The sequence below is a fragment of the Lysinibacillus sp. KU-BSD001 genome (assembly GCF_042920265.1).
Taxonomy (GTDB): Bacteria; Bacillota; Bacilli; order Bacillales_A; family Planococcaceae; genus Lysinibacillus_B.
In genome coordinates, this window is record NZ_JBDQZI010000015.1 from 1 (window position 1) to 14,995 (window position 14,995).

At 37.1% G+C, this 14,995-nt stretch carries 16 protein-coding genes; 1 reads left to right on the forward strand and 15 read right to left on the reverse strand.

Going from position 1 to position 14,995, the window contains the following annotated elements:
* Positions 1 to 364: 364 nt before the first annotated feature.
* Entirely contained in the window at positions 365 to 976 is a 612-nt protein-coding gene (locus tag AAGS61_RS17440) for a hypothetical protein (RefSeq protein WP_391374825.1), read from the reverse strand.
* A gap of 154 nt (positions 977 to 1,130) precedes the next feature.
* Between AAGS61_RS17440 and AAGS61_RS17445 the strand changes: the two genes are divergently transcribed.
* Positions 1,131 to 1,253: a hypothetical protein gene (locus AAGS61_RS17445; protein ID WP_391374827.1), complete on the forward strand. Its 123-nt coding sequence runs from the start codon at positions 1,131 to 1,133 to the stop codon at positions 1,251 to 1,253.
* A gap of 228 nt (positions 1,254 to 1,481) precedes the next feature.
* On the opposite strand, the gene AAGS61_RS17450 is transcribed toward AAGS61_RS17445, so the two are convergent.
* The 14 genes from AAGS61_RS17450 to AAGS61_RS17515 form a co-directional block, all read right to left on the reverse strand.
* Complete coding sequence (locus AAGS61_RS17450) at positions 1,482 to 1,991, reverse strand: hypothetical protein (RefSeq protein WP_391374830.1); 510 nt, start codon at positions 1,989 to 1,991, stop codon at positions 1,482 to 1,484.
* Positions 1,975 to 3,084 carry a hypothetical protein gene (locus AAGS61_RS17455; protein ID WP_391374833.1) on the reverse strand — a complete coding sequence of 370 codons (1,110 nt, stop codon included), beginning with the start codon at positions 3,082 to 3,084 and terminating at the stop codon, positions 1,975 to 1,977. The genes AAGS61_RS17450 and AAGS61_RS17455 overlap by 17 nt, the downstream gene beginning before the upstream one ends.
* A gap of 211 nt (positions 3,085 to 3,295) precedes the next feature.
* Positions 3,296 to 3,850 (reverse strand): hypothetical protein, encoded by a 555-nt coding sequence (locus AAGS61_RS17460; RefSeq protein ID WP_391374836.1) that lies wholly within the window; start codon positions 3,848 to 3,850, stop codon positions 3,296 to 3,298.
* A 174-nt stretch (positions 3,851 to 4,024) separates the two neighbouring features.
* Positions 4,025 to 5,113 (reverse strand): peptidoglycan DD-metalloendopeptidase family protein, encoded by a 1,089-nt coding sequence (locus AAGS61_RS17465; protein ID WP_391374839.1) that lies wholly within the window; start codon positions 5,111 to 5,113, stop codon positions 4,025 to 4,027.
* A complete protein-coding gene (locus tag AAGS61_RS17470; protein WP_391374841.1) occupies positions 5,110 to 5,796 on the reverse strand; it encodes a hypothetical protein in 687 nt (228 codons plus the stop codon). The genes AAGS61_RS17465 and AAGS61_RS17470 overlap by 4 nt, the downstream gene beginning before the upstream one ends.
* A gap of 65 nt (positions 5,797 to 5,861) precedes the next feature.
* Positions 5,862 to 8,288 carry a CD3337/EF1877 family mobilome membrane protein gene (locus tag AAGS61_RS17475; protein WP_391374844.1) on the reverse strand — a complete coding sequence of 809 codons (2,427 nt, stop codon included), beginning with the start codon at positions 8,286 to 8,288 and terminating at the stop codon, positions 5,862 to 5,864.
* Positions 8,269 to 8,955: a hypothetical protein gene (locus AAGS61_RS17480; protein ID WP_391374846.1), complete on the reverse strand. Its 687-nt coding sequence runs from the start codon at positions 8,953 to 8,955 to the stop codon at positions 8,269 to 8,271. The genes AAGS61_RS17475 and AAGS61_RS17480 overlap by 20 nt, the downstream gene beginning before the upstream one ends.
* 12 nt (positions 8,956 to 8,967) lie before the next feature.
* Complete coding sequence (locus tag AAGS61_RS17485; RefSeq protein ID WP_391374849.1) at positions 8,968 to 11,595, reverse strand: ATP-binding protein; 2,628 nt, start codon at positions 11,593 to 11,595, stop codon at positions 8,968 to 8,970.
* 107 nt (positions 11,596 to 11,702) lie between these two features.
* Positions 11,703 to 12,215: a TcpE family conjugal transfer membrane protein gene (locus AAGS61_RS17490; RefSeq protein WP_391374852.1), complete on the reverse strand. Its 513-nt coding sequence runs from the start codon at positions 12,213 to 12,215 to the stop codon at positions 11,703 to 11,705.
* A 15-nt stretch (positions 12,216 to 12,230) separates the two neighbouring features.
* Positions 12,231 to 12,452, reverse strand: coding sequence for a hypothetical protein (locus AAGS61_RS17495; RefSeq protein WP_391374854.1), 222 nt, complete (start codon positions 12,450 to 12,452; stop codon positions 12,231 to 12,233).
* A 24-nt stretch (positions 12,453 to 12,476) separates the two neighbouring features.
* The gene (locus tag AAGS61_RS17500; RefSeq protein ID WP_391374857.1) at positions 12,477 to 13,595 is read right to left on the reverse strand and encodes a conjugal transfer protein; all 1,119 of its coding nucleotides are present in this window, start codon (positions 13,593 to 13,595) and stop codon (positions 12,477 to 12,479) included.
* 16 nt (positions 13,596 to 13,611) lie between these two features.
* Positions 13,612 to 13,833 carry a hypothetical protein gene (locus AAGS61_RS17505; protein WP_391374860.1) on the reverse strand — a complete coding sequence of 74 codons (222 nt, stop codon included), beginning with the start codon at positions 13,831 to 13,833 and terminating at the stop codon, positions 13,612 to 13,614.
* Between the two features lie 46 nt (positions 13,834 to 13,879).
* Positions 13,880 to 14,485: a thermonuclease family protein gene (locus AAGS61_RS17510; protein WP_391374863.1), complete on the reverse strand. Its 606-nt coding sequence runs from the start codon at positions 14,483 to 14,485 to the stop codon at positions 13,880 to 13,882.
* 5 nt (positions 14,486 to 14,490) lie between these two features.
* Complete coding sequence (locus AAGS61_RS17515) at positions 14,491 to 14,985, reverse strand: hypothetical protein (protein ID WP_391374866.1); 495 nt, start codon at positions 14,983 to 14,985, stop codon at positions 14,491 to 14,493.
* Positions 14,986 to 14,995 lie beyond the last annotated feature (10 nt).

Here is a 14,995-nt window from a genome sequence, read left to right on the forward strand (position 1 = left end):
AGAGCGTTACTTCATCATTCGACTCCTTGATAATATCCTTCAATTTAATTCATAAATTGCCTAACCTTTACCGAGATTGTGTTAACCACATCTCATTTGAATTAGGAACGTGTCGCACCAATAAACTGGCCCGATTGTGGAATAAGAAAAGAACCTGCATATCAACAGGATCTTTAATCAATCTTTATTTTAAATAATCAATCTTTTTATAAACCTATACGAGACCCTATGTAAAAAAATAATGTTGATTTTTAAATAAGACAGAGTAACTCCATGATTATTTTGGAGTTACCATCTGTAAATATTGCCTCTTATTGAGCTTCAATTTCACTGGCTTGTCGTGCTTTACATACACGACTTCAGCTTACGATTTCCTCTTAATAAATTCAGCGACCGCTTCCCTAAGCCTTGATAGAGGAACGCTCACCTCATCTGCAATTTGAGATAATATCACAGCCCAACTGTGATGCTCACTGTCCTGTTTATTAAGAAACTTCATTAAATCCCTTAATTCTCTCATTTCCCGCTCACTTAGCTGTTGTGCCATAAATTGTTTTATAAGGCTATTGATAAAATTCATATCTTTCATACTCGCTTCTATTAATAAAGAACCGGCTCTTGCAGTACTACAATCCAAAGCATAAGCAAGTTTACGAACATCTTCGTAATCATCTTCTCTCAATCTCGTTGTAATTCTTTCACATTCTCCTTCAGCCCTTTTACCAATAGGACCATCGATTAAATGTCCGCTATACCAAGTGTTGTTCAAATAGATTTCACGCTTGAAGTGGCGTGATAGACTGTCCAGAATCGTTTTATTTTGTATTGAATTGAGTATTAATTGCTCTGCTATATCTTTGACTGGCGTATATGTGAGAAAAGACAATCTATAAATAGCATCCTTTAATTCTATTAAAATGTAGGGCTTCAAATCCCGTTTTCGGTTTTTCCTTCTAAATGTTGCTCCCCTATTCACCCTCGACACCCCTCATTTCCATTGTTTTTCGGTAGCACCCTATCTTTTAGTCCCAGGGTTTGCTCTCATCTTATGAGTAGGGTAGCGGATCTATTCCACTTTGTATATAAGTGGAAAAAGGTGTCAAGAATACTTGTTAAAGGAGGGATCTTGAATGGATGAAAAGAGAAAACTAGAGCTGGTAGAAGCTTTACGGAATCAATCAAAACGATATGGTTTCCCTACTATTCCTAAAAAGAAAAAGAAAGCGAAAAAAGATGATCGGGCAAAAAATTAAGCCTGCTCATCTTTTTTATTTCCTCTCAACAATGTCATCTGCTAACGTTGCTATAAGCATATAAAATAGTGTTTGCTGGGCTAGCTTCTAAACAAAAAAAGATTCATGCTATTAAATGCACGAATCCTTTTATATACGCCACCATGATTATAATATATTTAGGGGTTCCTTCAGAATTATACTCATTTCCACTTTAAGAAAATTATTTTTTTCTAAAAATCTATTTATCTAAATTTCTCCTTCTTTTTCATACTCAAAACCTAGAGAAAAGAATACATTTTTCTCATCAAGTTCCATCTGCTCACGCTCACGTTGGCTAATACGCCACTTCGCACTGTGCTTCTGATTTCCTCGCACCTTTTTATAATTTGATTTCGCTCTGAAATAAGCAAATATCCCGTAAAAAACAATCATCGCTAAACATATGACAATTAATAAAATCATGTCTTGAACAGGCATTGACTCCGATTGCCATGTAATTTTGATTAACCCTGCAAATAGAAGAATCACGTGTGCCCCTATCACAAACAGCATTGCCATTTCCTTTTTTTGATTCTGCTCATCTACTCGTGTATGAAGCACAAATAAACTTGCTGAAAGGAGAATCAATAAAAAGGATAAAAAGGCTGGTGGGACAAACCACCCCATTACACTACTAATTAAAAAGGCATAACCCGTGGCAAAGCAAACGTCGTAAAGTAACGCTCGGATAATTTGATTTTTAGTCATTGGCTGCATCTGATGCTTCCCCCTTTAAATGAAAGACCTTTAAAACTTCATTCGGTGCTACTCGAATCGGTTCAATAAAGTTCCGCTTCACAGCAACAAGCTCTTCCTGCAATTTCATAGACGTACAAACCAATAAATTCATCCCATGCCTTCTACTATCCGCTTCACTATATGTTTGAATCGCTTGGATTTTCTTAATATCGAGATCCATTATATTCACATAAAAATACCGCTTGCCCTGGTATTCTATAATCGTTTTGAAAACGGAATGTTCGGCAGTCGATTGATTTAAAAGATCCTCTGCAGTTGTACCCTTTTCCAATTCACTATAAATTACTTTAAAACCGTATACAGAAGCAAAGTGATATAAACTGTGCTGCTCCCAATCTTCAAAGCTTGAAAACGTCTTTAGAATTTGTTGTCCTAGCTTGAACGGGATTACTTTTATGGAATAGCCCGTATATAGAAAGTCTTTTGTTGTCGTTTTACTCATGGCTATATGCATGAAGTCCTCGATTCCCTTCTTTCCTTTTCCAAAAACCACATACTGACGAATAGAGCCAGCTCGTTCCATGATTTCGCTCTGAATTTTACCGATTGTCTGTGTTAATGGCGCTTCCGTCATTACATACATGGCATAGCTTTGTTGATTATCCTTACTAATTAGAGCACCTTGTACTTGTGTACGGCTACCTAATCCAAATAGCTTTTTAGTAGCTCTGCTATCATGGACTTGCCAGTTCTCCATTGCTCTTACTAATAAATCATTTGCTGTTAAGACATAATAGCGAAGCTGCTCAGTTAAATAATTATCTGCAAAGCTTTCATCAACAAAGTGCTGATTATAATGTAGTGCTCCTATACCACGCATTGAAATTGCATGAAAGGAATGACCCTTCTTCTGACCACGTGAGCCTGATTGTGTAGAAGAACGAATCAATCCTGCTTTACGTAGCTGATACAACACTTTATTTAAATACATCGTTGTCACATCAGCATTCCTCTCCCCTAGTTGTTCCGTTGTCAGCACGCGAAATTTACAGAGGTCTAATAATATTTGTATTTTTCTTTCGGATAATCGCTTATAAATCGTTTGTGTCATTTTCTATGGGTGGCTCCTTTATACTGGGCTTGTTTATCTCTCGGCTCTGTCTGGCTATCCCTATCCTCGTTCTAAACTGCAAGAATCGAATTAAAGTTGTAATCGGTGAAAAATCCTGATATATCACTGTTTTAGAGCTTCCATTTTTGTCATAAAACTAGGTCAAAATTGAGATCGAAAGAAAAAAGCAATTTTGACCCTCTGAAAGCACCTAAAAAAATTTACTTTCATCAAGCAATCGAGCACGCGCTATCTTTAAAATTTCCTCATTCATACGGATAATTTGAGCCGGTTGCTGCTGTAATTTCGGTATTACATTAGAATCAACAAATTTAGATAAATAACCGCTTGGTATCAAATAACACTCCAACATATCGACTTCTCCTTGCACACCAGATGTATACAAATCTAGGTAATGAAAGCTGTCATCCTCAATAATTTGAAGTGATTTCACCGCATCAATGACATATTTATAATCATAGTTATCTAAATCAGTCGCTCTTTTCGTTGAGAAATGATGGATGATGATACAAATTGCTTTTGAAAACCTAAAATAATCAGCTGTGCGATCCAATTGCTTATGTGTTTCATTAAAAAACCACTCTCTTAACGTGCTTTTTTCAAGTTTTGCAATACGCTGCCTATCATTACGAGTAGATTGTGCTCGCATTTTCAAATCACTATTTTTAAAGCCTATATATTTAAAGGAATAGTAAGGAATCCTGATTTCATTTTCCTTAAAATTTATGTATTGTAATGCTTGCACATCTATCTTCCCTTCATATTTTGTAAACATTCGTAAACACTTGATATATCAGCTTTCTTATTTATTTTTCTAAGATTTCCACAGCATTCTTCGTAAACAAAATCATTTATGGAAAAAATGTTTACAAAAAGGGCTGAAAATTCCCGGCAAACGTTGATACATCAAGTGTTTACATTAATTCAATAAATCTTGTACATATGGAATTGGATTTTTCTGAACACCATTAATCCAAAACTCTAAATGTAAGTGAGGTCCCGTTGAACCGCCTGTACTTCCTACATAGCCTATCACTTCACCTGTTTTGACTTTTTTACCGACAGGAACACCTTGCTTATTCATATGAGCATATAGCGTTTCAAGTCCATCTCCATGATTAATCCTTACATACCAGCCCCAGCCAACTTCTTTACCGTCACTATAAATCAAATTATATTCTGACCTAGTTATAACACCTTCTGTAAAGGCTACAATCGGTTGTCCTTCAACACCATTTACCGCAATATCTATCCCCTTATGTTCTCGACCCCAACGTGGACCAAAATGAGAAGTAATTTGTTTTGTATAAGGTACTGGCCATGCTTTCCCATTTCTTATCGTTGTCGCAACAGAGCCGTCAAACTCTTCCCAACCATCTGTATAGCCAATAAAACGATCATATACTTCGTTTACATATTGCGAAGAATGATTATAGGCAAAAATAGCAGCTTGTATTTTGTCTATTTCCGTTGAACCCTTCATATTAGCCGATAAATATTTCGCAGCTGAATGTATAGCATCTTCCTCATTCCAGGGATCTGCTTTACCGTCACCGTTACCGTCAACACCATAGCCCCCGTACTTACTAATTTGAGCAGGCGACATCAAAATATCTTTTGGAATACCACCATTCCCTAAACCATTGCAAGTTGGGTAAGACCATCCAACAAATGTACAATCCATGAACTGCATCGCTCCAATTGCACCCGCTGAAGATACAGTCTTATTTTGCGAGAAATTCGTTTCCTGTCTATGAATCGAGGCTAGTAACAGCCAATGGATACCATACTTTTCTCCGGCTTCCTGATAAAACGGAATAAATTCAGCAGGGATTTCATTCTCAGCGATTACTGACATATCGGTTGAAAATGAGCCACTAGGAAAGGCATTTTCATTATTTCCGCCGACAATTACTGCTACCATCAACAGTACAAACACAACACAGCATACAATTAATACAGGTATTAAACCGATTGAAAGCGAACCAATAACAAGCATCTTTTTCATCGACTATTTACCTTTACAATGCGCACATCTGACACTTTAAATTCTGATACAAGCTTTTCCACTTTCACATAATAGACGTAGCTTTGCTCTTCAAATAACGAACCATCTGAGCCAAATACCTTGCCATCAATAAATGCAGAAAATACCATGTGTGTACTAACTTGGTCATAGGTTTCGAGCAATTCAAATTTAGTAATTTCAGCTTTATACGCACTATTCGTGGCTCTACCTGTTTGAGCAATTAATGTTTCATATAATTCAGGGGCTGTGATGGATTGAACAGCTTCAATATGTGCCTTTATCTCATCACCATTAAATGAATAAATAGAGGTTGAAAATTGAGTAGCAATATCTTTTGCTGCTTGAATTTCATCTTCAGTAAAATAATCTGAAATGGTATATGTTCGTTCTTCTTCTGGTGCATCTTCTAAGGGACGCACATTTTGATCTAGTTCACTTTCTGACATTACATCATGGGTGTGGCTAGGATGACCCTCCTCGTGCTTATCTGCATCTTCTAAAGGGCTTACTGAATCCATTTCGATATGTTGCTCTGTTACAACATCATCTTCATTTGCTTGCTTTTCTTCCTTTTCGACTTTTTTACCTGTCATGTACATAAAAACAAAAAGCATGATAGCCAACGCTACCATGCCATTTGTTACGATTTTCCGCTTACTCATCTCATGCTCCTATCACTAAATGGGTATTCTCGTAAATATGGCATTGTCTAATAGACTGCTGCCTTCTAATTTTTTGGAGAAAGCTCTTTTGCTTCGATATTTGGGTCAGCGACCATCTCTTTTATTTTTTGTATCATAAATTCATCTCTAGATAATGGCTCTGTGCTATTTCGAGCTGTACGTGAAGTAGGATAATGTTCAAGATAGCTGTTATATTGCTTATAAATCTCTTGAATTCGTTCCTCAGTTACTTTTACTTCTACAACACCACGAGTTTCATTAATAGATGAAGATTGTTGAGAAATTTGATTAATCTTTTCAATTGTTCTTACCTGTAAGTGCATTTGCTTCATCTTCTCTGCATTCGCATGAAGATTCGTATCTAAACACTCTGTCAGCTGCTTATACTCGACTTTTTCAATGACAAAGTCCGTAAATGGTTTCGGTAATGAACCGTTTTGAACCTGTTGTTCAGCATACAATTTATGTTCATGCACATATGTTTCCATATCAATTAACGAAATGTCGTTAAAATAATCCCCAAGGGTATCATAAAACTGGTTTGCACCGACTGTGCCCAATTCTTCTACGATAATTTGTTTTTTACGTGTATCCTCTACTTTACCTGCGAGACTAGAAAGGACTTTCGTTTGCTCTTGATGATGAACTAAATTATCTGTTGCCTCAGCATTTCGTTTTTTCACAATATGACGTGCCATGTATTCACTCATGCTTTGACCATGCGTATTATCATTTTCATAGGCTTCTAAATATGCTGTTTTCGCGTCATTTAATTCTTCTACGGAAACATCTGATAAACGGTGGTCTTTTAATTGATGTTTCAATGCGTCTACTTGCATTGAGTCAAGCTGTTCATTGTCACTAAATTCCTGTAGATGATTAAGTGAATTGATATCAAGATTCGATTTAGCCATTTTATCTGAAAGCATCTTATAACCAAGAGCTGATGTCGCAATACTTTTCGTAGCGTCACCAATAGAAACATCTCCTGTCATAGCCTTTGTCGCTTCTCTTGTGGCATTAGCTGCTAACATAGCTGGAGCCACAGCACCACCTGTTGCAACCGCAACGGTCGTACCAATAGCTGCCGTTGCTGTATTTTGGAATCCTTGCTTAGCTGGATCAATTAATGAAGCGTGCATTTGCTCTCTCATTAAGGCTAACTGTTCTGAACCTTTCGTGAAGATTCCACCAATTCGCTTTCTTAATAGGAACATCGCCATGATTAAAATGGTTTGTAATACAATCGCTAATACAAGCCCTTTAGAGCCACCACCTGCAATTGCGCTTAGGCTATAAATCACTTCTGTTAAACCAAAGATTAAAAGGGCACCAATGCTAACAACTGATTTTAAAACTAACGGTAACGAAAACTCGAATAGATATCGTTTTAATACACCAAATTGTCCTGGCAACGCAGCCCATAAAAATACAAATGGAGCCACCATCGCCATGATTAAAAACCATACTTGGAACAATAGCAATGATAGAGATAACAAGTAGACTGGAATTGATGCAACAGCATTGCCGATTATCATAATGCCTGTGTAATTATATCGTTTCCAAATTGATGAAACGAGCATTGTATTATTTTGTTCGTTATCGATTTCATTAATTACTTCATTTTTTCGTTCTTCCTCATTAGTTTGTGGGTCTAGAGTTAAAAGCCTTAAAGCTCTTTCTTTTGATACATCTGTTCTTCCATACTGTAGTAATAGGTAAGGTTTATGAACAAACGTATTAAAAAGGTTGTCGTACATTTGAGTCTGAATTGTATTGGACTTCACTACACCTGTCGTTTCATCTATAACTGCATCACCTGTTGTCCCCGACAATATTAATGCTGAAAATTCATTTGAAATGGTATGTGCACCCTTTAAAAAAGTTGTGTAATTGCTAAAGAATGCTAAAGCCAAAGTAAATACAATAATCGATTTTAACAAGCTACTAAACGCACCAATTGAAGCACGTTTTACTACAAATTGATACAATGTATATAGCGCCACTATTATAGCAATCAATCCACCAAATGAGCCAAATAAGCCGCCAACTGTAATTGAACCATCACCTAACCCAGAGATACCTATTACAGTCCCTGACATAGAATCAATCAAATCATTTACTATATTGATGTCATAAGCAAAATCAAGAATACTAATCATCAAATTAGTCATGAACATATTAAATGAAAAAGCTAGTTCAAGGAGTAAGAAAAACACATAATAAATGGCTTCCATTACCCCTTCACTAATATTTGAAATATCAAAGGCATTGATTACAGTTGTTAAAAAGCCTTCTGAATCATCATTTGCTTCTTTCTCAGTAATAATATCTAAATCGTAATAAATATCTTCATTTTTAAACTCGCCATAATTTGCATCAAACATCTCGTCTTCTGCACTTACTTGATACATTGGCAGGCAAAAAAGGACCATCATACAAATAAGTATTTTATTTATCCAGCCAATCATTATAAGACTCCCATGCATCAAAATACGGCTGTAATTCTATACGCTTTTCCTCTGTCATACCATCATAAAATTCCTTAGTTTCTTCAAATGTAACTAATTTAGTGGCTTGCTCGGGATACAACTCAATTAAATCTTTAATTATCGGCCCTTTGACCTTTCCTCTTGGAAAATGAATTTCTAGCTTTGGTGAAGAATAACTGTACGCTGCACCATAACGAATTTGCCACTTATCATCTATTTTCTCAGCAACAAATGGTGCAGCTTTCATAGAATCTGTTCTTTCGTGATGGTAACGTAAAACATATAACAGCAAACCATCTTCTTCATAAAGGTTAGTACGCCAAACTTCATAATTATTCCCTACATTTCGATACTGGAAATAGTAGCGAATATCATCCCATTCACTTGGCAAGAAATCGCTAGAATTTTTAGCCTTGCTATATTTTTCTAAGTCGCCCTCGTAAAACATCCCCTCTAATGCTTCTCTATTGCCAATCACATAGGTAACCATATATTCATGCATTTTTGCATCAATTTCTGCAAATTCATCCTGCTTCACATTCTCCTCAATTACTTTTGAATCCTCCGTATTTTGAAAAGCCTCATTACCACAAGCTCCCAACAATAAAGCACTTCCAAAAGCTAACCCTAGCCATAATTCCCCCAATTGACACGCCTCCTATGATGTAATCTCTGTTGGTGTTTCCTTCTGGCCGTATCGTTTTAAACGCTCACGTTCACGCTCTGCTTCACTCGAAGTTGAGCTATCAAATGCTGTATAAAGGTCTGGGAAAATTGGGTCGATTTTAATTACTGCTGAACGCCCATAAATATCTTGGAAGATACAATTCCCTTTACTCAATTCACGAATTTTATCTACATTCGCCTTTGTCTCAGGAAGGTTTAAAAACTCTAGCATTTCCAAAGCTTCATCTCGTGTACGTAGTCCGAATGAAAACTTCATCCCCATATTTGCCACATCATTTTTATGGTCTGTCGCATTCTGAGAACCTTTTAAAAGTGTTGTATTGTAGTAACGACCCTTACGAACGATAAAATCCATTAGCTTGCGACCTGTCGCATTACGGTCAATTGAGCTTGCTTCATCTTGTAACACGATTTTATGAATACCACGATCCTGCTTGAACATGTATTGCTTTGTAAATGCTGTAATCGAAATTAAAATGGCTTCTGAAATTTTCTCCTGTGGCAATAGCTTCTTTGTCGCCTCACGCTCTAAATCAGGTAATTCAAGGTTTTCTACCATTAATATTTGAATCGGCTTATTGATTTCAAGCACCTTATATTTCTGATTACGCTGACCAATCAATAAACGAGCGAGATGTACCTTTTGCATAGAATTTAAGCCTTCACGTAGCTGTTCTAAAGCTTTATAGCGTTGCTCAGACATATCCTGAATGTTTGCCGAAACGTATTCCTGCTCAATTTTTTCAATAACAGCTCCTAAACATGGATCTTCTTCGTTTCCTACTTCCTCAACGGCACTACTTAAAATCGCGTAACGAAAATCATCAATATCTACATTTGATAGGAATGATAAAATGTCGATAGCAATCGTTTTACCTTCATCTAAATTGGGGCTTGTACGGAACGGGTCAAGACTTCCTGCATCATCTTCATCGCTACCAAGCGTCCACTTTGAAATAAATTCTCCTGGTATCAACGGTAGGCTATCCCAGTCTTTACGGTCGCCTTTGGGATCAATACAAAGAGCTCGTGAACCTGTTAAAACCGATAAATACATATACAAGTTCATATAGAAGGACTTCCCTTTACCTGTCGCACCTGCAACAAGGGCTGAAATCGAATCTTCCAAATTACCGATGCCCTCATAAGCCTTTGCTGCAAGATCTGGTTGAATGAAAACAGGCTTGTTTAAATTATGGGTATAGCCGATAAAGAACCCTCGATTGTCACCGATATTTGAGCTTGCACCGAACATCATGCCAGCTAAAACACCCGAGTCCATTTCAATTTGATAATCACTTGTAAATTGCTTTGAGCCTAAGATTTTTTCCATCATTAATGTAAGTTGCTCGCCATACGGAGCCACAGCTTGTATGCCATAGTTCATTAAAAGCTGTTTCAATTCACTTGAACGAATATCTAAATCCTTCGTTGTTTCTGCAGTGATTTTAAAAACAATCGAACTTGCATAGGCAGGTTGGCCCGTCTTTTGGAAATAGGCTTCAGCTTGAATCGTACCGGCTTCCGACTGATTTAAAGCTAAATCTGTACTAGAGTCGGCTTTCATTGCTTCTTCCTTCTGATCTCGATATTCCAAACGCTTATTTGACAGGCGCTTTACAATTCGTTCATTCGCTTGATGATACGCACGAATACTCGTTGAAATCGGGAATGAAAGACGCGTTTGTAATGTATATAACCATTCAAAGTTTGGGAAGTAATTAATGGATTCCATCGAATGAACAACTAAATAACGAACAAATAAATGCTTTTCCTGATCGTTCACCATACGGCTAAATTTCAATGTAGTTGGACCGTATTCCTCAATATTCGTTTCTCGTAGCTCTAAAAAGCTTTTTCGATGTGGGCGATAACCAACTTGGATTTCGCCGTCATCTCCAACAAATTCAACACGCTCTGCAGGAGAAAAATCCTCACGTAAGCTCACGTCTGCATTGTTCGGTAATACCGAGAACTCCTTTTCAAGCAGATAAATCGTTTCTTCTGTTGAAACTGCCTCCACACGACAACGGAAAGCTGTACGAAGGGATTCGAGTAAAGTATCTGCTTGTACCTGCCACATTTGAATTTCAGATGCCAATACATCCGTAGCATGTAAGCCGACTGCTCGATGCGTTTGTTGGGTTAAACCATTAATAAATTCACGAATAGACTGAATCGTATTTAATCCTACGTTCGTATCTTTAAACCGCTTCTTTTCGGCATTCAATTGAATACCGAAATACTGGTGATAATCACTCGCCTCTGTATTTGCACGCTGTTGAGCTAAAGCTTCCTTTAATACTTCCATATACATTAAGCCGTATTCTTTTAGCTCATAGTCCTTCGCCTTCATATCTTCCATTGTGGCATCTAAAATTTGCTCAATATCTGTTGGAAAAGGCTCTGAAACATAGTGCAAATCATATTTATTGTTATACAGCATGGCTCTCTGTGCATTGAAGGGACCATACTTATCATCCTCAGATAAAAAGTCGTAATTAAAGCCTGCAACTTTAAAATACGCTGTCACTGTGCCATCAATTGCAAACACTAAGTTCTTGTCTACATGACGGACAGGAAAAGTTAACACTGACATATGTCTCATCTCCTTTAGTCATTCGTAATCGCTATTTTTAAAAGAAAGGAGAATACCTTGTTTTTGCTCGATATTCCCCAAAAATAAAAATATTTTTTTCTAAAAATCTATTTATCCTTTTTTCTTTTCTTATTCAATCGTTTATTTCTTTTAGCTTGCTGTTTCTTTAGCCTATAAAGCTCTTGTATACGCCCCTTCTCTGCTTGAGATTGTGTGGTCGTAACAATGCTATACCCCTTTATTTGATGAACTTTTGGCTTTGGTAAAAGACGGTCTCGTATGTACGTCACCTTTTGTTGCTTTCTCCATACATACAAAAGGACTGAACGGAAAAAGGCTACAGAAGAACGTCCCTCCGTTTGCACATCTGCTAAAAGGTAAGCTAACCCGATTGGAATAGCGATTAATATCACGAAAGGAAATAGCTTTAGTACATTACCGATTACTGGGGTAATATATATAAGCATTTCGATTAAGAAAATAACAATAAAGTAGCCCACTGCTTTAAAAGCTATAGGGCGACCAAGTGGTACACCAAATACTTGATAAATCTTCTTTTCAAACTTCAAATAATCATTTAATACATGAAGGGCTGTATGGTTGGTTTTATGCTCCTGCATCAGTATCCTCCCTAATTAGCCACCGATATTTACCTTGTCGCCTAACCAATCGGCAATATCTGTAATCACGTTTGGATTACTAATAAAAATGGCGATAATACCAAATCCGATAATTAAACCGACCAACTGAATCCAAGCACGCTTAAAGCCAAGTACAAGGGCTCCGATAATGACCCCGATAAATAAAATGTACATCGCTTGCTCTTTGATCCAATCAAATAACCCTGATAAATCCACAATGAAAACTCCTTTAAAATCTGTTTATTCTGCTGCTGTCTTTTGTTGAGCCAATGCTTCAGCTTGTTGCTTTGCCATTAAAGCTTCTTTTTGTTGTTGTAAGCTTAAAAGCTCTTTCTCTACATCACTTGCTGACTTTGATTTGATTTCTTTCCCTGTCATATCGTCCATTGCCTGCACAACAAACTTATCTGCACTTTTCTTAATCGAAAGCTGGTAGTTCATTAAAGTTTGAATCGACGTTACAGGATTCGTAACTAGCACGTCTACATTAGCAATAAAGCCTGTTTCTGCTTCATCTTTTAAGACCTCTACCTCGCCAACTTCATTAAATACATAGGTCGAATTTAAGCCTGTTATCTTGCTATCCTTCACTAGTAAATAACGTAGTTGTTCATACTCGCCTTCTACATAAGTTTTAAAGAACGTTTCCACAAAGGCTTTAATCTCGTTCGATTCGTCTGTACTAGCTGTTTTTAGCCGTTTATCTGTAACTATCTTTACCGTCGTATAATCTGTAATATCTGTAAATTTCGGTAGCCCATATACACCGAATGTTTCACCGTCAAAGGCAATAGGCACAATCATAAACTGCTCAACAACTTTTTCTGCTTCTCCGTTCGAGAGCTTACTATTTACCTGAAATGTAATTTGACCAATTCCTTCCTCAATAGTTTCAACATCACGAACTTGTGATGATAAATAGGTCGAATCCCAATTCACACTTTTTGTAACAAGCCCGGCATTCACATCCAAGCCATTTGCTAGGTATGGTGCTAAGGCTTGCTGACGTGCTACAATGCCTTCGTCTGTTCGTTTCCATGTAAAATATGCTTTGATAAAGTTTTGAGCAAATACGGTGGCTTCTTGTGAAGCTACTTTGTCGTATAAAATCTCGTCTTTTACATCCGAATCATCTGATCCATTAGATAAAACAAGTAGCCCTACAAATAAGAACATGCCTACAAATAAAGTCCAAAACGTATATACTCCGACACGGCGAGCACGATAGCCTTTAGGCGTAAAATTATTTAGCTTTTTCCCTTTACGCTCAAGCTTTCGTTGCTCTGCTTTTTGCTTCTCATCATCTGACAATCGCTTAAAGCCCTTCAAAAGAGCTTTTGTTTTTCTTTCTTTCGCCACAGCCCATTTACCTCACTTATCGAATACTGCTTGAACCAAATAGAATTGCAATTCCAGCAATAAAAATGACCGTTGTTAAAACACCGTATTTTACTTTGCTTGATTCATAGAAATCGCCTACAACTGTTTTAAATTCCTCCCAAATTGGAGCTAGTGTTGGGAATTGGTCAATTAATGTACTTCCCACCACCGTAATTACTAAAATCATTGCTACAACTACTAATAAATTCTTAAACATATATCCACATCCTTATCTGTATCTCATGTTAATTAGGCAGCAATCCTTACTGCCATATATTTAGCTTCTGGCTTTGGGCTAAAGCCTGTCCTTCGTAAAAGGCTTCAACATACTTTGTATTGGGATGCTCTACATTTGAAATTCGAGCAAAACCTTCCTGTACAAGCTGTAAGTTGACATTTTGACTATCCTTCCAGATATAAACGAGTAGATTTCCTTGTTTATCACGAGCCATTTCACCTTCCTCAACCTCCACAACAGAATCCTTAATAATTAGCTCTCGTAATCGCTGTATAGCTTGCTCTGAATAAGGCTCTGACCCAATCGGTGCACGGATAAGCAGTAGTTTCACCGTTTCAATTCGCTTCTCGGCAAACTGTAATTCAACGGTATTACCATTAATAATTTGGCGAACAACCGCTTTTTTTAAATCTTCTTCTTCAAGCACTAGGTTTGAAGGGGCTGGTTCGTCAGTGGTAAGCATATTCTTTTCAGAAGGTACTTCCTCCATTTGTTCTGGTATAGCTGCCTTTTCCTCAGATGTTTCATTTGGCGCCGTATCACGAAAGAAAAACGTAAGTAATACTAAAATGCCGAGCAAAATGTATCGAAGTTTGCCAACTACTTTTTCTAAATCAATAGTGAACTGCATGAGCTTCACCAATCATCACTTTCAAATAGCGATAGTCCTTCTTTGAGGCTAGCGGTGAACACATCTTGATCGAAAATACTATCAGTTGAAGTTGATGACTGTGTAGGCACTAAATTAGGCATTTCATCTTTTGAAACTAGCTGCTTTAATAGCTGCATCATTTCATCTATCTTCGATTCCTGTGTTTGTTGCATTTGAGCAAAGCCAGTTTGAGCCTGCTCAATCATGTAGCCGATTTTTAAAAGACGTTTTAAATGTGCTTCCTGTGATGCTGCATCAAATTGGTTTAAATAATTTAGGATTTCCTGATCTTGCTTCGTAAATGAGACGACATATCGAAAATCACCTTGATTGCCCTGAGCTTGTACAGTAGAAACCCCTAAATATAGGAGTTTCTTCATTTCTGTACCTTGCCTTTTCAAATCGAATTTGTCTAAATAGTGGCGCAAGCTTTCATCTTTTCGATTTAATCGAATCGCATAGACTTCTTTAACTGTCATCGCTCACACC